The sequence below is a fragment of the Pseudomonas sp. Kh14 genome (assembly GCF_900291005.1).
Taxonomy (GTDB): domain Bacteria; phylum Pseudomonadota; class Gammaproteobacteria; order Pseudomonadales; family Pseudomonadaceae; genus Aquipseudomonas; species Aquipseudomonas alloputida.
Window position 1 is genome coordinate 57,034 of record NZ_OLKJ01000021.1, and the last position, 19,667, is coordinate 76,700.

Annotated in this window: 16 protein-coding genes; 12 read left to right on the top strand and 4 right to left on the bottom strand. The window is 63.9% G+C overall.

The window, feature by feature from the left end; genetic code table 11:
- Nucleotides 1–137: 137 nt before the first annotated feature.
- On the bottom strand, nt 138–1,160 hold the full coding sequence (locus tag FQ668_RS09345) for a DUF1853 family protein (RefSeq protein ID WP_041167046.1): 1,023 nt from the start codon (nt 1,158–1,160) through the stop codon (nt 138–140).
- Between FQ668_RS09345 and FQ668_RS09350 the strand changes: the two genes are divergently transcribed.
- The 11 genes from FQ668_RS09350 to FQ668_RS28510 all read left to right on the top strand — a co-directional run bounded on the left by FQ668_RS09350 (nt 1,159) and on the right by FQ668_RS28510 (nt 13,135).
- On the top strand, nt 1,159–2,049 hold the full coding sequence (locus FQ668_RS09350) for an NAD(+) kinase (RefSeq protein WP_003247220.1): 891 nt from the start codon (nt 1,159–1,161) through the stop codon (nt 2,047–2,049). The two genes, FQ668_RS09345 and FQ668_RS09350, sit on opposite strands and share 2 nt — an antisense overlap.
- Nucleotides 2,049–3,020 (top strand): metallophosphoesterase, encoded by a 972-nt coding sequence (locus FQ668_RS09355; RefSeq protein WP_014591876.1) that lies wholly within the window; start codon nt 2,049–2,051, stop codon nt 3,018–3,020. The genes FQ668_RS09350 and FQ668_RS09355 overlap by 1 nt, the downstream gene beginning before the upstream one ends.
- Nucleotides 3,017–3,904: a rhomboid family intramembrane serine protease gene (locus FQ668_RS09360; protein WP_014591875.1), complete on the top strand. Its 888-nt coding sequence runs from the start codon at nt 3,017–3,019 to the stop codon at nt 3,902–3,904. Before FQ668_RS09355 ends, FQ668_RS09360 begins: the two co-directional genes overlap by 4 nt.
- Nucleotides 3,905–3,917: 13 nt before the next feature.
- On the top strand, nt 3,918–4,178 hold the full coding sequence (locus tag FQ668_RS09365; RefSeq protein WP_003247224.1) for a YeaC family protein: 261 nt from the start codon (nt 3,918–3,920) through the stop codon (nt 4,176–4,178).
- The gene (locus tag FQ668_RS09370; RefSeq protein WP_003247225.1) at nt 4,175–5,005 is read left to right on the top strand and encodes a DUF2797 domain-containing protein; all 831 of its coding nucleotides are present in this window, start codon (nt 4,175–4,177) and stop codon (nt 5,003–5,005) included. The genes FQ668_RS09365 and FQ668_RS09370 overlap by 4 nt, the downstream gene beginning before the upstream one ends.
- Nucleotides 5,006–5,018: 13 nt before the next feature.
- Nucleotides 5,019–7,676 (top strand): aminopeptidase N, encoded by a 2,658-nt coding sequence (pepN, locus tag FQ668_RS09375; RefSeq protein WP_019437975.1) that lies wholly within the window; start codon nt 5,019–5,021, stop codon nt 7,674–7,676.
- 271 nt (nt 7,677–7,947) lie between these two features.
- Nucleotides 7,948–8,988 (top strand): YCF48-related protein, encoded by a 1,041-nt coding sequence (locus FQ668_RS09380; protein WP_041167045.1) that lies wholly within the window; start codon nt 7,948–7,950, stop codon nt 8,986–8,988.
- Between the two features lie 20 nt (nt 8,989–9,008).
- On the top strand, nt 9,009–11,384 hold the full coding sequence (locus FQ668_RS09385) for an RND family transporter (protein ID WP_014591871.1): 2,376 nt from the start codon (nt 9,009–9,011) through the stop codon (nt 11,382–11,384).
- Nucleotides 11,385–11,449: 65 nt separating this feature from the next.
- Entirely contained in the window at nt 11,450–11,740 is a 291-nt protein-coding gene (locus FQ668_RS09390; RefSeq protein ID WP_014591870.1) for a DUF5629 family protein, read from the top strand.
- Nucleotides 11,706–12,836, top strand: coding sequence for a lactonase family protein (locus tag FQ668_RS09395; RefSeq protein WP_256677182.1), 1,131 nt, complete (start codon nt 11,706–11,708; stop codon nt 12,834–12,836). The genes FQ668_RS09390 and FQ668_RS09395 overlap by 35 nt, the downstream gene beginning before the upstream one ends.
- Nucleotides 12,837–12,958: 122 nt before the next feature.
- Complete coding sequence (locus FQ668_RS28510) at nt 12,959–13,135, top strand: hypothetical protein (protein WP_003247232.1); 177 nt, start codon at nt 12,959–12,961, stop codon at nt 13,133–13,135.
- A gap of 148 nt (nt 13,136–13,283) precedes the next feature.
- Here FQ668_RS28510 and FQ668_RS09400 read toward each other — a convergent pair whose 3' ends face one another.
- From FQ668_RS09400 to FQ668_RS09410, 3 genes are read right to left on the bottom strand one after another with little or no spacing between them, the layout of a single operon-like run.
- The gene (locus tag FQ668_RS09400; protein ID WP_144180044.1) at nt 13,284–13,877 is read right to left on the bottom strand and encodes a glutathione S-transferase; all 594 of its coding nucleotides are present in this window, start codon (nt 13,875–13,877) and stop codon (nt 13,284–13,286) included.
- A complete protein-coding gene (locus FQ668_RS09405) occupies nt 13,874–17,518 on the bottom strand; it encodes an AAA family ATPase (protein ID WP_019437979.1) in 3,645 nt (1,214 codons plus the stop codon). Before FQ668_RS09405 ends, FQ668_RS09400 begins: the two co-directional genes overlap by 4 nt.
- On the bottom strand, nt 17,515–18,753 hold the full coding sequence (locus FQ668_RS09410) for an exonuclease SbcCD subunit D C-terminal domain-containing protein (RefSeq protein ID WP_012053234.1): 1,239 nt from the start codon (nt 18,751–18,753) through the stop codon (nt 17,515–17,517). The genes FQ668_RS09405 and FQ668_RS09410 overlap by 4 nt, the downstream gene beginning before the upstream one ends.
- Nucleotides 18,754–19,215: 462 nt before the next feature.
- Between FQ668_RS09410 and FQ668_RS09415 the strand changes: the two genes are divergently transcribed.
- Nucleotides 19,216–19,659, top strand: a complete 444-nt coding sequence (locus FQ668_RS09415) for a DUF2628 domain-containing protein (protein ID WP_144180048.1) — start codon at nt 19,216–19,218, stop codon at nt 19,657–19,659.
- Nucleotides 19,660–19,667: the final 8 nt, after the last annotated feature.

The following is a 19,667-nucleotide window of genomic DNA, read 5'->3' on the forward strand; positions in this document are numbered from 1 at the left end:
TGGGTCTGTGAAAATTGTGTTGCCAGCCACCGGCCTCTTCGCGGGCACGCCCGCTCCCACAGGTACTGCACAGTCTTTGAAACCGTGCAGTACCTGTGGGAGCGGGCGTGCCCGCGAAGGGGCCGGAACAGGCGACATCAGTTACCGGGCAGATACGGCCAGTCATCAGCCACCAGAAACACCCGCTCTGCCTCCTGCCAGGCACCCTCGGCATCAGGCTCCAGTCGTACCAGCAACTGCGCCGGTGCCTGCTGCTCCAGCACATGCAGCCACGCCGCAAACTGCTCCGCCTGCCAGCACTCACCTGACTCCACCCTAGCCGGCGCCAGCCAGGCATGCCGCTGCAGCGGCTGCCAACGCTCGCCCTCGGCCATCACCCAGTCCCGCCGACGAAGCCAGCGCCCGCGCAAATGTTGCGGGTTGGCGCCCTCCGGCGCCTCGGCATGCCCAGGCCATGGATAGAACAGGTACCCACCCAGCCACATTTGCGCCTGCACCTGCTCCACCCCTAGCGGCGCCAGCGCCTGACGGCTGTGCGCCCCCTTGGACATGGGCAACTGGTGCCCCGCCAGGTGCGCAAGCTTGGTCCCCAGCCGGTCATGACAACCTGGCCCCAGCCAGGCATGGGGATCGTGCCCGGCGCCTTCCGGGCCCAGGTACAGCTTGATCGCCAGTTCCAGGTGGTGCACGCCGTCGCAGTCGCGCAACACCACGTCGAGCTCGCCCAAGGTGCGCCCACCGTCGCGAATCGCCAGGTTGGCGGCCAGCAGCTCGATGCCTGGCGCCTGGCCCAGGGCAAATTGCCACAGGCGTTCGTAGTAATGCCCCAGGCGCCGGCTGCCCAATTGCGCCAGCCACTCGCGCAACGGTCGGTCATCGGCATCCAGGGTCCGCAACCATTGTTCAAGGCGTTGCGGCTGCTGCGCCCACAAGCTGCCCGCCAGCGGGTGTCGCTGGGGGCAGGGCGGGGCGCTGAGCAGGGGCGGCGACAACAGGGCCCATGCCAGGTCACGCACGGTGGGGTGCTGCAGTTTGCGGGGCAGGTCGTGAAGCTGGGCGAATGGCGTCATCCTGCGAGCATAGCCGGTTTGCCGCTGCCCGGTGGTTTCGCCCATAATCGGCGCATCGTCACCCGCCGCAGAGCCTCGCAGGAGCCCCATGGAGCAATTTCGCAATATCGGTATCATCGGTCGCCTTGGCAGCTCGCAGGTGCTCGACACCATTCGCCGACTGAAAAAATTCCTCCTCGATCGCCACCTGCACGTGATCCTTGAGGACACCATTGCCGAAGTGCTGCCCGGCCATGGCTTGCAGACGTCCACCCGCAAGCTGCTGGGCGAGGTCTGCGACCTGGTCATCGTGGTCGGCGGCGACGGCAGCCTGCTGGGCGCTGCCCGTGCGCTGGCCCGGCACAACATTCCGGTGCTGGGTATCAACCGTGGCAACCTGGGTTTTCTCACCGACATCCGTCCCGACGAGCTGGAGCAGAAGGTCGCCGAAGTGCTCGACGGCCACTACCTGGTGGAAAACCGTTTCCTGCTGCAGGCCGAGGTGCGTCGCCACCACGAGGCCATCGGCCAGGGCGATGCGCTGAACGATGTGGTGCTGCACCCGGGCAAGTCCACGCGCATGATCGAGTTCGAGATCTACATCGACGGCCAGTTCGTCTGCAGCCAGAAGGCCGACGGCCTGATCGTCGCCACCCCCACCGGCTCCACCGCCTATGCGCTGTCGGCCGGTGGCCCGATCATGCACCCCAAGCTCGATGCCATCGTCATCGTGCCGATGTACCCGCACACCTTGTCGGGCCGGCCGATCGTGGTGGACGGCAATAGCGAGCTGAAGATCGTGGTGTCCAAGGACCTGCAGATCTACCCGCAGGTGTCCTGTGACGGCCAGAACCACTTCACCTGTGCCCCCGGCGACACCATCACGGTCAGCAAGAAGCCGCAAAAGCTGCGCCTGATCCACCCGCTGGACCACAATTACTACGAGGTCTGCCGCACCAAACTGGGTTGGGGCAGCCGCCTGGGGAGCAGTGACGACTGATGCTCGATCCGGCGCGAAGTTTTGACATCATCGGCGACGTGCACGGCTGTGCGCTGACCCTTGAACGCCTGCTCGACGCCCTCGGATACAAGCGCGTGGCTGGCGTGTGGCGCCACCCGCGACGTCAGGCGCTGTTCCTTGGCGATATCGTCGACCGCGGGCCACGCATTCGCGAGGCGCTGCACATCGTCCACGACATGGTCGAAGCCGGCCAGGCGTACTGCATCATGGGCAACCACGAATACAATGCCCTGGGCTGGGTCACCCCGGCGCTGCCTGGCAGCGGCAAGGCCTATGTCCGCGAACACACACCGCGGCATGCCCGGCTGATCGACGAAACCCTCACCCAGTTTGCCCAGCACCCCGGCGATTGGCACGATTTCGTCAACTGGTTCTACCAGCTGCCGCTGTTCATCGACGCAGGGCGCTTCCGTCTGGTGCACGCCTGCTGGGACCCGCGGCTGATCGAGCCGCTGCGCCAGCAATACCCCGACGGACGCATCGATGAACACTTCATCCAGGCCTCGGCGGTCAGTGGCAGTTTTGCCGACACAGTGTGCAACCGCCTGTTACGCGGTACCGACATGCGCCTGCCGGACGGGCTGACGCTGACCGGCGGCGACGGCCTGACCCGCGCGTTCTTCCGCACCAAGTTCTGGGAAGAAGACCCGAAAACCTACGGTGACATTGTGTTCCAGCCCGATGCCCTGCCCGAGGAAGTGGCCAGCACTCCGCTCAGCCACAGCCAGAAGAACGCCTTGCTGCGTTATGACGAAGACCAGCCGATGCTGTTCGTCGGGCATTACTGGCGCAGCGGCCGCCCGGCACCGATCCGCGCCAACCTGGCCTGCCTGGACTACAGCGCCGTGCTCTACGGCAAGCTGGTCGCCTACCGGCTGGATGATGAAACCCGTATCGACCCCCACAAGTTCGTTTGGGTCGACGTCGACCGCCCACAGGCCAACCAATGAACATTATCGAAGTGATGCGCCTGCCGCTGTCGGTCGACCTCAGCGGCTTCGTCCACCTGTTGCAACGCCTGCAGGTGCCGCACCGGGTCAGCGAGGAGGGTGATGCCCAGGTCCTCTGGGCCCCCGACACCCTGGCCGAAGATGTGCTGCAGCTCTACCAGCGCTACCCCGACGGCAACGCCGACCTGCCGGCCACCGCCGACCCTGTAGGGGCGGGGTCACCCGCGAATGCCCCCACACAACCTTCCCTGGTAGCCCAGGCCAAGGCCTGCAAGATCACCACCCTGACCCTGCTACTGTGCTTCATCGTCGCCGGCCTCACGGGCCTTGGCGACAACTTCACCACCATCAGCTGGTTCACCTTCCTCGACTTCCGTGTCCAGGGCGACTACCTGTACTTCAGCCCGTTGGCGCAAAGCCTGGATGAAGGCCAGTGGTGGCGCCTGGTATCGCCCATGCTGCTGCATTTCGGCGTGCTGCACCTGGCCATGAACAGCCTGTGGTACTGGGAGCTGGGCAAACGCATCGAACTGCGCCAGGGCCCGTGGGCGTTGCTGGGCCTGACCCTGCTGTTCAGCCTGGTGTCCAACCTGGCCCAGCACTACACCAGCGGGCCGAGCCTGTTTGGCGGTCTGTCCGGCGTGCTGTACGGCCTGCTCGGGCATATCTGGCTGTACCAGTGGCTGGCGCCTGACCGTTACTTCAACCTGCCCAAGGGCGTGCTGGTGATGATGCTGATCTGGCTGGTGGTATGCCTGACCGGCGTGGTCGGCACGCTCGGCCTTGGCCAGATCGCCAATGCCGCCCACGTCGGCGGGCTGCTCATCGGATGCCTGACCGGGCTCTTGGGTGGGGCGCTGGCCCGGCGTAAACTGTCGGCTTGAATCAGGAGACACTATGTCCACTTTCGCGCAAATGATTGAAAACATCACCCCGGAAATCTACCAGAGCCTGAAACTGGCCGTGGAAATCGGCAAATGGTCCGACGGCCGCAAGCTCACCGCCGAGCAGAAAGAGCTGTCGCTGCAGGCGGTCATCGCCTGGGAGATGAAGAACCTGCCCGAAGACCAGCGCACCGGCTACATGGGCCCACAGGAATGTGCGTCGAAGTCCGCGCCCATCGCCAACATTCTGTTCAAGTCGGACTCGGTACATTGATCGAACTCGCACGTGGCTCGTTGAGCAAGATGGCCGTAAGCCTGCAGGCACCGGTGGTGCAGTACAGCTTCCGCCTGGATGACACCCAGGTGCCGGTCAACCCCATGATCGGCCAGCGCCTGCGCCTGGAATACCTCGGCGCCATTCATTGCAGCCATTGCGGCAAGCGCACCAAGACCAGCTTCAGCCAGGGGTACTGCTACCCGTGCATGACCAAGCTGGCCCAGTGCGACGTGTGCATCATGGCCCCGGAAAAATGCCACTACGACGCCGGCACCTGCCGCGAACCGTCGTGGGGCGAACAGTTCTGCATGACCGACCACGTCGTCTACCTGGCCAATTCGTCGGGGATCAAGGTCGGCATCACCCGTGCCACCCAGCTGCCTACCCGCTGGCTCGACCAGGGCGCCAGCCAGGCGTTGCCGATTATGCGCGTGGCCACCCGGCAGCAATCGGGCCTGGTCGAAGACGTGTTGCGCAGCCAGGTGCCAGACCGGACCAACTGGCGCGCGCTGCTCAAGGGCGATGCCGAGGTGCTCGACCTGCCGGCCATCCGGGAGCAGGTCTTCGAAGCCTGCGCCGACGGCCTGCGCGAGCTGCAGGGGCGCTTTGGCCTGCAGGCGATCCAGCCGCTGCCGGACGCCGAAGTGGTGCAGATGAACTACCCGGTCGAGGCGTACCCGAAGAAGATTGTCAGCTTCAACCTCGACAAGGACCCGGTGGCCGAGGGCACGCTGCTGGGCATCAAGGGCCAGTACCTGATCTTCGACACCGGTGTGATCAATATTCGCAAGTACACGGCCTACCAGTTGGCCGTGCTCCAGTAAAAAGGACCTGCACATGCGTACCGAACAACCGCAAGTGATCTACCTCAAGGATTACCAGGCGCCGGAGTACCTGATCGACGAGACGCACCTGACCTTCGAGCTGTTCGAGGACCACACGCTGGTTCACGCGCAACTGGTCATGCGTCGCAACCCGGCACGCGGTGCCGGCCTGCCGCCACTGGAGCTCGATGGCCAGCAGCTGGAACTGCTGCGCGCCTCGCTGGATGACCAGGAACTGCAGCCAGGCGAGTACCAGCTCGACGCCGACAGCCTGACCGTGCAGCCCAAGGCCGAGCGCTTCACCCTCGACACCAGCGTGAAGATCCACCCGGAAAGCAACACCGCCCTGGAAGGCCTGTACAAGTCGGGCAAGATGTTCTGCACCCAGTGCGAGGCGGAGGGCTTCCGCAAGATCACCTACTACCTCGACCGCCCGGACGTGATGAGCACCTTCACCACCACGGTCATCGCCGAGCAGCATCGCTACCCGGTCTTGCTGTCGAACGGCAACCCGATCGGCAGCGGGCCGGCCGAAGATGGCCGCCACTGGGCGACCTGGGAAGACCCGTTCATGAAGCCGGCCTACCTGTTTGCCCTGGTGGCCGGTGACCTGTGGTGCGTTGAAGACAGCTTCACCCGCCAGTCCGGCCGTGAGGTGACCCTGCGTATCTACGTCGAACCCGAGAACATCGACAAGTGCGACCACGCCATGGTCAGCCTGAAAAAGTCCATGCGCTGGGACGAAGAAGTCTATGGCCGCGAGTACGACCTGGACATCTTCATGATTGTTGCGGTCAATGACTTCAACATGGGCGCCATGGAAAACAAGGGCCTGAACATCTTCAACTCCAGCTGCGTGCTGGCCCGCGCCGAAACCGCCACCGATGCTGCGCACCAGCGCGTCGAAGGGGTGGTCGCCCACGAGTACTTCCACAACTGGTCGGGCAACCGTGTCACCTGCCGTGACTGGTTCCAGCTGTCGCTGAAGGAAGGCTTCACGGTGTTCCGCGATGCCGAGTTCAGTGCCGACATGAACTCGCGCACGGTCAAACGCATCGAAGACGTCGCCTACCTGCGCACCCACCAGTTCGCCGAAGACGCCGGCCCCATGGCCCACCCGGTGCGCCCGGACAGCTTCATCGAAATCTCCAACTTCTACACCCTGACCGTCTACGAGAAGGGCGCCGAAGTGGTGCGCATGGTCCGTACCCTGTTGGGGACCGAAGGCTTCCGTAAAGGCAGCGACCTGTACTTTGAACGTCACGATGGCCAGGCGGTAACCACCGACGACTTCATCAAGGCCATGGAAGACGCCAACGGCGTCGACTTCACCCAGTTCAAGCGCTGGTACAGCCAGGCTGGCACCCCACGTCTGGAGGTCAGCGAGGCGTATGACGCCGCCGCGCAGACCTACAGCCTGACGTTCCGCCAGAGCTGCCCGCAGACCCCGGACAAGGCCGAGAAACTGCCGTTCGTGATCCCGGTTGAGCTGGGCCTGCTGGATGCCGCTGGCAACGATCTGCCGCTGCAGTTGGCTGGCGAAGACGCTGCTCAAGGGAGCAGCCGCGTGCTGTCGGTGACCGAGGCCGAGCAAACCTTCACCTTCCAGGGCATCCAGTCCAAGCCGCTGCCATCGCTGCTGCGTGGCTTCAGCGCCCCGGTGAAGCTGAGCTTCCCGTATGACCGCGACCAGCTGATGTTCCTGATGCAGCACGACAGCGACGGCTTCAACCGCTGGGAAGCGGGCCAGCAGCTGTCGGTGCAGGTACTGCAGGAACTGATCGGCCAGCATCAACGCGGCGAAGCCCTGAAGCTCGACCAGCGCCTGATCACCGCCCTGGGCACTGTGCTGGGCAATGTATCGCTGGACCCGGCCATGGTGGCCGAAATGCTCTCGCTGCCAGGTGAGGCGTATCTTACCGAGATCAGCCAGGTGGCCGACGTCGACGCCATCCACGCCGCCCGCGAGTTCGCACGCCAGCAGATCGCCGAACACCTGTTCGACGCCCTGTGGGCGCGTTACCAGGCCAACCGTGAAGTGTCGCGCAGTACTGCCTATGTGGCCTCGGCCGAGCACTTTGCCCGCCGCAGCCTGCAGAACATCGCCCTGTCGTACCTGATGCAGAGTGGCAAGCAACAGGTGCTGGACGCGACCCTGGAGCAGTTCGAGCACTGCGACAACATGACCGAGCGCCTTACCGCGCTGGCGGTACTGGTCAACTCGCCGTTCGAGGCCGAGCGCGCCAAAGCGCTGGAGGCCTTTGCCGAGCACTTCAAGGACAACCCGCTGGTCATGGACCAATGGTTCAGCGTGCAGGCGGCCAGCACGCTGCCGGGCGGGCTGGCGCGGGTCAAGGCGTTGATGCAGCACCCGGCCTTCACCCTGAAGAACCCGAACAAGGTGCGTGCGCTTATCGGTGCTTTTGCCGGGCAGAACCTGGTCAACTTCCATGCTGCCGATGGCTCCGGGTATCGCTTCCTGGCGGACCTGGTGATCGAGCTGAATGCGCTGAATCCGCAGATTGCCTCGCGGCAACTGGCGCCGCTGACCCGCTGGCGCAAGTATGACGATGCGCGTCAGGCGCTGATGAAGGGTGAGCTGGAGCGCATTCTGGCTTCGGGTGAGTTGTCCAGTGATGTGTATGAGGTTGTGAGCAAGAGTCTGGCGTAATTCTTGTGAATTGGGGCTGCTTTGCAGCCCTTCGCGGGTGAACCCGCTCCTACAGGGGGATGTAACCTTTGTTGGGCGGGTTTACCCGCGAAGGGCCGCCCAGCGGCCCCGGCTTTCCCCGGCCGACAACAAAACATAACACCCCGCCCGTTGTACTCCCGCAAACATCCCCGCTACGATCTCCTCAAGCTATTGCAGGCCTCTAGATCAGGCTTTTTGCAAAGCCTGCAATGCATTGACCCACCAACAAGAACACAACAAGGGGGCAGTCATGAGGGAACAGTTACGTACGCCAGCCAGGCGTGGTGCCTGGCCATGGGCAGCCAGCGCGATGCTGGCACTGGCATTGGGGGTGTGGGCCGACAGCGCCCAGGCCGCAGCCGCCGACCAATACTCCACCGAATCGGCCAAGGCCAGCCAAAGCCTGTTGATCGACGCCACCCATGCCGGCAAGCGCCTGGTGGTGGTGGGTGATCGCGGCCACATTCTGTTCTCCGACGACCAAGGCAGTACCTGGACCCAGGCCCGGGTACCCACCCGGCAATTGCTCACTGCCGTGTTCTTCCTCGACGACAAGCGTGGCTGGGCCGTCGGCCATGACGCGCAGATCCTCGCCAGTAGCGACGGCGGCGCCACCTGGAGCAAGCAGTTCGAAGACCTCGCCCGTGAAGCGCCCTTGCTCGATGTCACTTTCCTCGACGCCCAGCACGGCTTTGCCGTAGGGGCCTATGGTGCCTTGCTGGAAACCACCGATGGTGGGCAGCACTGGCAGGATGTGGCCGAACGGCTGGACAACCCGGACCAACTGCACCTGAACGGTATCACCCAAGTGCGCGATGCCGGCCTGTTTATCGTGGGTGAGCAGGGCGGCATGTTCCGCTCCACCGACAACGGCCAGACCTGGACCAAGGTCCAAGGCCCGTACGAGGGCTCGCTGTTCGGCGTGATCGGCACCGCCAGGCCGCAGACCCTGCTGGCCTACGGCCTTCGCGGCAACCTGTTCCGCTCCAGCGACTTCGGTGACAGCTGGCAGCCGATCGAACTCAAGGCCGCGCGCGGTACCCTGGAGTTCGGCCTGGCAGGCGCTACGCTTGTCGATGATGGCAGCCTGGTGCTGGTCGGCAATGGTGGCAGCGTGCTGCGCAGCACGGACGACGGCCAGACCTTCAGCGTGTACAACCGCGCCGACCGCCTGGCCCTGGCCGGCGTCAGTGGCCTGGCCAACGGCGGCCTGCTGCTGGTGGGGCAGGGTGGTGTGCACCTGGCCAGCGCCGACGGGGCTGATCAGCCTGCCCCGGAGGTGCGTCCATGACCAGCAGGGAGAGCATTACCATGCACCCGCATCACCAGGATAAAGCCACGCTGCTCGAACGCCTGATCTTCAACAACCGCCCAGTGGTCATCGCCCTGTGCGTGCTGGTCAGCATTTTCCTGTTCTGGCAGGCCACGCAGATTCGCCCGTCCACCAGCTTCGAGAAGATGATCCCGCTGCAGCACCCATTCATCGAGCAGATGATGGAGCACCGCAACGACCTGGCCAACCTCGGCAATACCGTGCGCATCTCGGTGGAGGCGGTGAACGGTGACATCTTCGACAAGGACTACATGGAGACCCTGCGTCAGATCCATGATGAGGTGTTCTACATCCCCGGTGTCGACCGGGCCGGGCTGAAGTCACTGTGGAGCCCCAGCGTGCGCTGGAGCGAGGTCACCGAAGAGGGTTTTTCCGGTGGCGAGGTCATCCCTAACACCTACAACGGGTCGCAGGACAGCCTCGATACCCTGCGCGACAACGTGCTCAAGTCAGGCCAGGTGGGGCGCCTGGTAGGCAACAACTTCAAGTCCAGCATCGTCGACGTGCCGCTGCTGGAGAGCTACCCCGACCCGCAGGACCCGGGCAAACAGGTGAAGCTGGACTATCAGCAGTTCTCTCACTTGCTGGAGGAGAAGATCCGCGACAAGTTCCAGGCGCAGAACCCCAATGTAAAAATCCACATCGTCGGCTTTGCCAAGAAGGTCGGTGACCTGATCGATGGCCTGGTGATGGTGGCGATGTTCTTCGGCGTCGCCCTGGTGATCACCTGGGTGCTGTTGTACTGGTTCACCTGGTGCATCCGCAGCACTGTCGCCGTGCTCATCACCACGCTGGTGGCGGTGGTCTGGCAGCTGGGGCTGATGCATGCGGTGGGCTTTGGCCTGGACCCGTACTCGATGCTGGTGCCGTTCCTGATCTTCGCCATTGGCATTTCCCACGGGGTGCAGAAGATCAACGGCATCGCCCTGCAGTCGAGTGACGCCGACAACGCCCTTACCGCTGCCCGGCGCACATTCCGTCAGTTGTTTCTGCCGGGAATGATTGCCATCCTTGCTGACGCAGTGGGCTTCATTACCCTGCTGATCATCGACATTGGGGTGATCCGCGAATTGGCCATCGGCGCCTCCATCGGCGTGGCGGTGATCGTGTTCACCAACCTGATCCTGTTGCCGGTGGCCATCTCCTACGTGGGCATCAGCAAGAAGGCCATCGAGCGCAGCAAGAAAGACGCGACCCGCGAGCACCCGTTCTGGCGCCTGTTGTCGAACTTCGCCAGTGCCAAGGTGGCGCCGGTGTCGGTGGTGCTGGCGCTGCTCGCCTTCGCCGGTGGCCTGTGGTACAGCCAGAACCTGAAGATCGGCGACCTCGATCAGGGCGCGCCGGAACTGCGCCCCGACTCGCGCTACAACCAGGACAACAACTTCATCATCAGCAACTACTCGACCAGTTCCGATGTGCTGGTGATCATGGTCAAGACGCCGTCGGAGAAGTGCTCGGTCCACTCGACCATGGCGCCGATCGACGAGCTGATGTGGACCATGGAAAACACCCCTGGCGTGCAGTCGGCGATTTCCCTGGTCACCGTTTCCAAACAGGTGATCAAGGGCATGAACGAGGGCAGCCTGAAATGGGAAACCCTGTCGCGTAACCCGGACATCCTCAACAACTCCATCGCCCGGGCTGACGGCCTTTACAACGGCGACTGCTCATTGGCACCCGTGCTGGTGTTCCTCAATGACCACAAGGCTGAAACGCTGGAGCGCGTCACCGCCGTGGCCAAGGCGTTTGCCGACAGCCATAACAAGGAAGGCCTGCAGTTCCTGCTGGCGGCGGGCAACGCCGGTATCGAGGCAGCGACCAACGAAGTGATCAAGTCGGCCGAGCTGACCATCCTGATCCTGGTGTACATCTGCGTGGCAGTGATGTGCCTGATCACCTTCCGCTCGTTCGCCGCCACGCTGTGCATCGTGCTGCCCCTGGTGCTGACCTCGGTGCTGGGCAACGCGCTGATGGCCTACATGGGCATCGGGGTGAAGGTGGCGACCTTGCCGGTGGTGGCGCTGGGGGTGGGGATTGGCGTGGATTACGGCATCTACATCTACAGCCGGCTGGAGAGCTTCCTGCGTGCGGGGCTGCCGTTGCAGGAGGCCTATTACCAGACCCTGCGCTCGACGGGTAAAGCCGTGTTGTTCACTGGCTTGTGCCTGGCCATCGGCGTATGCACCTGGATCTTCTCGGCAATCAAGTTCCAGGCTGATATGGGGCTGATGCTGACCTTCATGCTGCTGTGGAACATGTTTGGCGCGCTGTGGCTGCTGCCGGCGCTGGCACGGTTCCTGATCAAGCCGGAGAAGATGGTGGGCAAGGAGGGGGGCTCGATTTTCGCCCATTGAATCGCAAGGGGGCTGCAAAGCAGCCCCCGGGTTATAATGGCGCCACATCTCCCACAGGTACCCCCATGTCACCCCTCGCCACCGCCCTGCAGTCCTGCGACATGCTCCTGATTGACGGCCTGCACGCCTTCGATTTCACCGCCGACGCATCCGGTCTCACCGTCGAATGCATGGACGGTCGCCAGCTTCGCCGCTGGTCCTTCACCCCCGAACAAGTCGCTGCCGCTATCGCCACCGGCGATGAATGGCAACTCAACGATGCCAACGGCGAGCATCGGCTAGTCTGTATGAGTGCCTTTCGTGCCCCGGATGATGACCAAGATGAACCGGACCTGGACAAGCCTGCTGACCGCTAGCCTGATGAGCCTGACAATCTCCGCCCAGGCTGCCACCTTACTGGTGGGCAGCTACACCGATGGCGCCAGCCAGGGTATCTACCGCTATCAGTTCGACGACAAGGCCGGCCAAATCGGCCCCACACCCCTGCAGGTGGTGAAAAGCGTCAGCCCTTCGTGGCTGGTGCTGTCGGCCGACCAGCGTCAGCTGTTCGCGGTGAATGAGACCCCGCAGGGCCATGCCAGCAGTTTCAGCATCAGCAGCAAAGGCGAAATCAAGCCGCTCAACCAAGTCGTCACCCAGGGCGACGAGCCCACCCACGCCAGCCTCAGCCGTGACCAGCGCTACCTGTTCGTGGCCAACTACGCGGTCAACCCCGACCCCGGTGGCAGCCTGGTGGTGATCCCGGTGGCCAAGGACGGCAAGCTCAAGCCCGTGGTGCAACAGGCCCGGCATAAGGCGAGCGGGGTCAACCCTGAGCGCCAGGCCGGTGCCCACGTGCATTCGCTGGTGCTGTCGCCGGATGGCCAGCACCTGTATGCCAGCGACCTGGGTGCCGACAAGGTGTTCATCTACCGCTACGACGGTGCCAGTGTGGACCACCCGCTGACAGCGGCGATACCTGCGTCCGTGGCCTTGCCGCCGGGCAGCGGTCCGCGTCACTTGCTGTTCGACGCCAAGGGCCAGCACGCTTACCTCACCCTGGAAATGAACGCCGAGGTGGTGATGTTCGATGTGCAGGACGGCAACCTGGTTGAACGCCAGCGCTTACCCCTGACCGAGCGCCAGGAGGCCGCAGCGAAGGCTGCTGGTGGCTTGCACCTGTCGGCGGACGGGCGCTTCCTGTACGTGAGCAACCGTGGCACGGCCAATGAAATTGTGGCGTTCAGCGTGGGCAAGCAGGACGGCCAGTTGACGTTCCTGCAGCGTCGCCCGGCAGAAGGTGATCACCCTCGGGAGTTTGCCCTGGACCCGAGTGACAACTTCCTGCTGGTGGCCAACCAGAAGAGCAACCAGATCGTGGTGATACGTCGCGATCCGCGCAGTGGCAAGCTGCTGGAGACGGTGCAGACGCTGAAGCAGGATGCACCCTCGGACCTCAAGTTCATCGAGTGATATCGATCAGCGTGATAATCGGTACTGCCGCAATGAATTTTTGCGTGCGGCCTCGGCGGCGTAAGTTTGACCCAAGGCCCAGAAGGGCCACCGTCAAACCACCGCCGTCGAGGTCAACCCAGATGAACTTCAATCTCTTCCCGGTTATTGCCGCATCCGCCATTTCCGCATCGGTCGTCCTGCCAGCGCATGCCCATGCCGACAGCAGCAAGGCTTCTGCCACCCACAGCTACACCGAGCAGTATCTGCGCCAGAGCGCCAATTTCCATGCGGCCCTGAGTGGCAAGCACCACCACTGAGCCTTGTGCGGTGTCCTGTAGGAGCGGCCTGTGTCGCGACAGGGCCGCAAGGCGGCCCCCGGCTATCTCGGCTGTGATGTAGATATTTGGGGGGCGCTGCGCGCCCCTATCGCGACACAAGGCCGCTCCTACAAGGTATCGCGTGAACTCATTTGGCCATCACTGACCTGAACAGCTCCGAAGCCAGCCACCCCTCCAGCCAGCTCCGCACACGCGGATAAGCCGCCTCGGCGAACCACTGCGGTTCGACCCCGGCAAACTGGCGCATCAGGGGCAGCAACGCGGCATCGGCCAAGCTCGGGTGGTCGGCCAGCAGGTAAGCCCGCCCCACCAGCAAGCCTTCGAGCTCCGCCAGCCAGGCCTCGGCCTGCTGGCGGTAATGCTCGCGGGAATGCTCCGGGTAACGTTCGGCATACTTGTACAGGTTCACGTGCGCCTTGAACGTGGTGTCATTGCGCGCAATCAGCGTTTCAGCCTGCTGCGCAGCTGCAGGGTGGGCCTGTAGCCGCCAATCCTGCGGGTCGTTTTGCGTCAGCGCCCAGCGCATGATGTCCAGGCTCTCTTCCAGTACCTCGGCACCGGTGTCCAGCACCGGTACCGTGCCCTTGGGCGACAAGGCCAGCAGCTCTGCCGGCTTGTTCTTCATCGCCACTTCGCAGATCTGCACCTCGCAGCCGGCATAGCGCAGGGCCAGGCGCGCACGCATGGCCCACGGGCAGCGGCGGAACGAGTAGAGGATCACCCGCACACCTCCACGTCACTGAGGCCATTACCCTGGCGCCGCACCTGGATCTGCACCGGGATGCGCTCGTGCATTTCCTGTACGTGGGAAATCACCGCCACTTTGCGACCCTGGGCTTGCAAGCCGTCGAGGGCGTCCATTGCCAGTTGCAGCGACTCGGGGTCGAGGCTGCCGAAGCCTTCGTCGATGAACAGCGACTCGATACGCAAGGTGCTGGACGCCATCGACGCCAGGCCCAGGGCCAGGGCCAGCGACACCAGGAAGGTTTCCCCGCCCGACAACGAGTGCACCGAACGCAGTTCGTCGCCCATCTCGGTGTCCAGCACCAGCAGGCCAAGGGCGCTGCCGCCGCGCTTGAGGCGATAGCGACGGGCCAGCTGACGTAGCTGGGCGTTGGCGTGGTGCAGCAGCAGGTCAAGGTTGTAGCCTTGGGCGATCTTGCGGAACACATCACCGGAGGCCGAACCGATCAGGGCATTGAGGCGGGCCCAGCGTTGCCACTGCTGGTGGGCCTGTTCGATTTCTGCCGCCAGCGCCTGGTGGGCCTGCTGCCGGCGCTGGTCGTCGGCCTGTTGTGCACGCAATTCGGCGCATTGCTGCTCATGGTTGGCCAGGCGCCCGCGCAGCTCGGTCAGGGCGTGTTCCAGGGCTTCGGCCGGGGTGTCCACGGTCATCTGTGCAGCGTGGTGCTGCAGGCGCTGTTCGCGCTCCTGCAGCAGCACACGGCCCTGCTCGATGGCTTTTTCCGCGCCTTGCAAACGCTGGCGCAATTCATTGACCTGCGCGTCATCCATGGCCAGCAGGCGATCGAGGCCGGCATCGTCCAGTTCCGGATGCTCGCTGCGCCACTGGGCGATCTGGGCCTGCAACTGTTGGCATTCGGCATCCAGTGCTTGTTGTTGCTGGGTATTGGCTTTGAGTTCGCTGGCCAGTTGCACGCCTTGGGTGCGTAGATCTTGCAGGCGCTGGGCGGTGTCGGCATTGAGGGCGCGGGCTTGTTCCAGCGTGGCTTCCATATGCTGCTGCCAGGCTTCGGCACTGGCATGTTCGCCAAGCAGCTCGCCGAGCGACGTCTGGGCCTGCTGGCGCTGTTCGTCGAGGGCCGCGAGCGTGTGTTGCAACTGCTGCAGGCCTTGCACGCGCGCCTGTTGCTGATCGCGCAGTTTGTCCAGCTGGGCTTGGCGGGCCTGCTGCTCTTCCAGTTCGTCCTTGCGCTGTTCCAGTTGCTGCAGGCGCTGGGCAATCTGCTGGTCGAGGGCGAGGAAGGCATTGGCCGGATCTTCGTTCAGGGCCTTGAGGGCTTCCTTGGGCAAGACACCGGCCAGGTCGTCAAGGCCTTGCTGCAACTGTTGCTCATCGTTGGCCAGGGCCTGGTGCTGTTGCTCCAGATGGCGCTGGGCCTGTTGCTGGGCGTCGTGGGCCGCCTGCAATTGCTGGTTCAGGCGGGCGGCGTCTTTTTGCAGGGCCAGCAGGGCGCTCTGGCGTTTCTCGTCCTGGCTGATTTCTTCATCCAGGCGACGCAGCTGGCTGTCGAGCCAGGCGCTACGGGCCTTGTCGTCCTGCGGGGCGAGGGCTGGCCACAGGCTGTGGGCCTGTACCTGAGCCACCAGTGGTTGCAACTGTTCGCCCAGGTGCTGCTGTTGCTGCTGGAAGTCCTTGAGCTGGGCATTGACCACACCCAGCTGGGTACGCAGCTCCACCAGCTTGCTGTTGAGCGTTTCGACCTGCTTCTGCGCGGCGTGCTCTTCGGCCTGGTCATGGCGACCCAGGCTCTGCAGCAGCGCTTCTGGCTGATGGAAGGGGTGTTCGGCGCTGCCACAGACCGGGCAGGGTTCGCCGTCACGCAGTTGTTCACGCAGTTCTTCGACGCTGGTGTTGCGTGCCAGACGTTGCCGTTCCAGCAGTTGACGGGTGAGCGTCAACGCCTGTTCGGCGGCCTCCAGCTCGGCCTTGGCGGCGGTGCCTTCGGTAATCAGTTGCTGGCGTTGCAGCATGGCCTGCTGCTGCCGTTCGCGCAGGGCATCCAGCTGCTGGCGCAGCTCCTGTTCGCGGCCGTACAGGCGTGACATTTCCTCTACGGCGCGCTGCTGTTTGCGGTTGTCCTGCAGCATGCCGCCGAGCAGGTCGATCTGCTCGGCCAGGGCCTGGGGTTCGGCCTTGGCTTCACGGAACAACAGGTCGTAGGCGTCGCGCTCGGCCTGCAAGCGCGCATTGGCCTGGCTGGCCTGGGCCTGCAAGCCGGGTAGCTCTTCTCGGCCCTTGGTCAGCCGGCCACCTATCAGCATCACCTGCTTCAGTTGCGGCAGGTAGGCGTGCCAGGCATTGGCCAGGTCCGCCAGGTGCTGGCTGTCGGCAAGCGCGGTGTCGATCTGCGCCAGTTGCTGCACGCTGCGTTGCTGGTTGTCTTCCAGCTGCTGCAATTGCTGCTGGCCGTCAGTGACCTGCTGTTGCGCCTGCTGGTCGATGCTGCGCTGGGCGGCCAGCTCTTGGTCCAGGCGTGCCAGCGTATCCTGGGTGGCAAAGGCCTGGCGCAGGCGCGGCGCGTTCTCGCCGTGCTCGGCCTGGCGGTCGGCAAGCGCTTGGCGCGTAGTGTCCAGCGCCTGTTCGAGTTCGCGGGTGCGCACCTGCAGTTCGGCTTGCTGCTGTTGCTGTTCGGCCATCTTCGCGGCCACTGGGGCCAGCTGTGCGGTCAGGGCCTGTCGGCGGTGGAACTGGTGACGCTGTGGGGCCAGGCGCTCCAGGCGTGCCAGGTCCAGGCGTGGTTCGGCCAGCTGTTGCCAGTCCAGTTCGGCGGCCTGCAGCGTGGTATTGGCTTCGGTGTATTGGGCTTGTAGCTGGCGTTGTTCATTCAGCCAGTTGCGTTGCTGCTCCAGCTGGCGCTCGCCGGCCTGGTCGGCCTTGAACTGCTGTTGCGCCTGCTCCAGGCGCTGGTCGAGCTCGGCACGGGCCTCGGCAGCCATCGGCAGCAGATGGCTGGCGCGTTCTTTCAGGGCGTTGTGTGCCTCGCCGGCTTCGCGCGCCTTGCTGAAGGCACGCTGGCCCAGGCGGGTGTAGATCGCGGTGTTGGTGAGCTTTTCCAGCAACTCGCTGCGGTCTTTGTCGTCGGCTTTGAGAAACGCGCCGAACTCGCTCTGGGCCAGCATCACCGCACGGGTGAACTGCTCGAAGTTCAGGCCCAGGCGGGCTTCGACCAGTTGCTTGTATTCGTTCTTGCCACTGCCGAGCACTTGCTCGCTGTCGAGGTCGTAGAAGCTCTGACGGCTGTGTTGCAGTTTGCCGTTGGCCTTGTCGCGGGCGCGGTTGGCTTCCCAGCGGGCGCGGTAGCGGCGGCCGTCGATGCCGACGAAGTCGACCTCGGCAAAACCGCTGCCGGTGCCACGGCGCAGCAGGTTGCGCGGGTCGGAGGTGGGGATGTCGCCGTCGGCATCCGGCACCTTGGCCTCACGGCCAATGGCATTGAGGCGCGGCACGGTGCCGAACAGCGCCAGGCACAGGGCGTCAAGCAAGGTACTCTTGCCAGCACCGGTAGGCCCGGTGATGGCGAACAGGCCAGCGCTGGCCAAGGGTTCTGCGGTGAAATCGATGTCGATCGGGCCGGCCAGCGATGCCAGGTTCTTCAGGCGGATGGCGAGAATCTTCATGGCTGTTCCTCTTCCTGCTGTACGTCCTGCAACAGCAGGGCGAAGTCGGCCAGCGCCTGCTCGTCGGCGGGGTTGCCGTAGGCTTGTTCCCAGGCGCGGCTGAACAGGTCTTGCGGGGTCATCTGGGCCAGTTCGACAAAGGCCAGGTCATCGTCTTCGGCGTTGTTGCGGCCGGCGTACTCGGCGCTGATACGGATCAGCCGTACCGCTTTGCCTTCAAGCGCGGTTTCGATCTGCTGGCGCAGGTCGGGTTGCGGCTCGTCGAGCATCACCCGCACCTCCAGCCAGGGCTGGCGGTTGGGGTCTTCAAGCAGGTCGATCACTGGCAGGTCGGCCAGTTGCTGCAACAGCTCGCCCAGCGGTGCCGGGCCCACCCGTTGCAGGGCCACGGCGCGTGGAACGGGGCGTGGCTCGACGCTGACCAGGCCGTTGCCGTCCAACTCCACTTCCAGGACCTGGTGCGGGTAGTTGATTTCGGCGAACGACAGCGGGATTGGCGAGCCGCTGTAGCGGATGCGCTCTTCGCGGTTGACCTTCTGCGGCTTGTGCAGATGGCCCAGGGCGACGTAGCTGATAGCCTTGTCGAACAGCTTGGCCGGCAGCGCCTCGGCGTTGCCGATGATCAGGCTGCGTTCGGAGTCTTCCGACACCGCGCCACCGGCCATGTGCGCGTGGCTGATGGCGATCAGCGCCTGGTCTTTCTTGCGTTTCTTCAGGGCGGCGGCGATCAGTTGCTGATGCACCTGGGTGATGCCTTGCAGGTAGTCGTCACCCAGCTGCGGGCCGGTCACTTCGGCCGGGCGCAGGAACGGCAGGGCCAGGCACCAGGCAGCGACCTTGCCCCGGCCGTTGGTCAGAGGGATCAGCAGGCGCTCGGCATCCAGCTGGCCCTCGTCCAGCCAGTGCACACGGCCCAACGCATGGGTGCGCAGGCGGCGCATGAGTGCGGCGGGCAGCTCGATGCGCGAACCGGAGTCGTGGTTGCCGGCGATCATCACGATGTCCAGCTTGGGCTGTTGCTCATGGGCCTGGACGATGAAGTCGTAGAGGCGTTCCTGGGCTTTGACGGGCGGGTTGACGGTGTCGAAGATGTCGCCCGCAATCAGCAGCGCATCCGGCTGGCGCAGGCGCAGCTGGCCGAGCAGCCAGTCGAGGAAGCAGGCGTGTTCGAAGTCGCGTTCCTGGCCGTGCAGGCTTTGGCCCAGGTGCCAGTCGGAGGTATGAAACAGACGCATGGATGACCTGTTGGTGTCGAGTCGAGCAAGCGAGGGCTTGGCTTGGGTGATGGGTGTTGCGCAAGGGCGGTATGGTAACCCAAGCACGGGGCCGCTGTGCGGCCCGAAAGTTCAGCGCTTGATCTCATAGGCACACGGTGCTGGTTGTCCTACAGGCAAGCCCGCGCATTAAACCCTTGTTCATGGATGGCATTTTCCAGGCGTTGACGCGGGTTGCCACGTTGGTTCCATGAAAAGCTGACATTGATAGCAGGGTGTCGCTCATCTCGGTTTGCCCCACGGAAGTGTCGCGGCAAAGCACCAAGCACACGCTCGGCCACTTCCACCTTGAACGTTCTGTGAGCTGGCTCTCGCTCTGCACCAGGGGTCAAGCTTGCCCTCAAAAGTATGCTGATCTACCCTCCGAAACGGCCATGATCACGGCTATTCGAAACCCACGGACGACAATCACAGGAGTCACCAATGGAAGGCATCCCTCAGACCCAATCTTCCCCGGATAACCTCAAGCCAAAATGGCGGGAGCGATTTGCCTTCTTCGATCAGTACGGCGCCCCCACCTCCGAGTCATACAAAGCCGCATTCCGCGCCTTGCCATTCGGGAAGAAGTTGCTGATCAACAACAATTTCATAGCCTTTTTCTTCGGCCCGATCTATTGGTTCGTGCTGGGGCTGTGGAAGAAGAACCTGGTCATGCTGGCCATCATCATCGGCATCGGGCTGCTGCTGAGCTTCTATGAGGTCGCGACGGGCAGCGAAATCCCGCGTCCTCTGGATAACGGTATCAGCATGGGGTTCGCGTTTCTGTACAGCTTCCTGACCAACCGTGCCTATTACCTGAAGCAGGCCAAAGGGCAGCAGAGCTGGAACCCGTTCGAGGAAGTATTGTCAGGGGCGGCCACGAGCTGAAAATTCGC

What these genes read in the sequence shown, in the direction of transcription:
- FQ668_RS09350 (WP_003247220.1), top strand. Translation starts at nt 1,159, where the DNA reads ATGGAGCAATTTCGCAATATCGGTATCATCGGTCGCCTTGGCAGCTCG.
- FQ668_RS09345 (WP_041167046.1), bottom strand. Translation starts at nt 1,160, where the DNA reads ATGGGGCTCCTGCGAGGCTCTGCGGCGGGTGACGATGCGCCGATTATG.
- FQ668_RS09355 (WP_014591876.1), top strand. Translation starts at nt 2,049, where the DNA reads ATGCTCGATCCGGCGCGAAGTTTTGACATCATCGGCGACGTGCACGGC.
- FQ668_RS09360 (WP_014591875.1), top strand. Translation starts at nt 3,017, where the DNA reads ATGAACATTATCGAAGTGATGCGCCTGCCGCTGTCGGTCGACCTCAGC.
- FQ668_RS09365 (WP_003247224.1), top strand. Translation starts at nt 3,918, where the DNA reads ATGTCCACTTTCGCGCAAATGATTGAAAACATCACCCCGGAAATCTAC.
- pepN (WP_019437975.1), top strand. Translation starts at nt 5,019, where the DNA reads ATGCGTACCGAACAACCGCAAGTGATCTACCTCAAGGATTACCAGGCG.
- FQ668_RS09380 (WP_041167045.1), top strand. Translation starts at nt 7,948, where the DNA reads ATGAGGGAACAGTTACGTACGCCAGCCAGGCGTGGTGCCTGGCCATGG.
- FQ668_RS09385 (WP_014591871.1), top strand. Translation starts at nt 9,009, where the DNA reads ATGCACCCGCATCACCAGGATAAAGCCACGCTGCTCGAACGCCTGATC.
- FQ668_RS09390 (WP_014591870.1), top strand. Translation starts at nt 11,450, where the DNA reads ATGTCACCCCTCGCCACCGCCCTGCAGTCCTGCGACATGCTCCTGATT.
- FQ668_RS09395 (WP_256677182.1), top strand. Translation starts at nt 11,706, where the DNA reads ATGAACCGGACCTGGACAAGCCTGCTGACCGCTAGCCTGATGAGCCTG.
- FQ668_RS28510 (WP_003247232.1), top strand. Translation starts at nt 12,959, where the DNA reads ATGAACTTCAATCTCTTCCCGGTTATTGCCGCATCCGCCATTTCCGCA.
- FQ668_RS09405 (WP_019437979.1), bottom strand. Translation starts at nt 17,518, where the DNA reads ATGAAGATTCTCGCCATCCGCCTGAAGAACCTGGCATCGCTGGCCGGC.
- FQ668_RS09410 (WP_012053234.1), bottom strand. Translation starts at nt 18,753, where the DNA reads ATGCGTCTGTTTCATACCTCCGACTGGCACCTGGGCCAAAGCCTGCAC.
- FQ668_RS09415 (WP_144180048.1), top strand. Translation starts at nt 19,216, where the DNA reads ATGGAAGGCATCCCTCAGACCCAATCTTCCCCGGATAACCTCAAGCCA.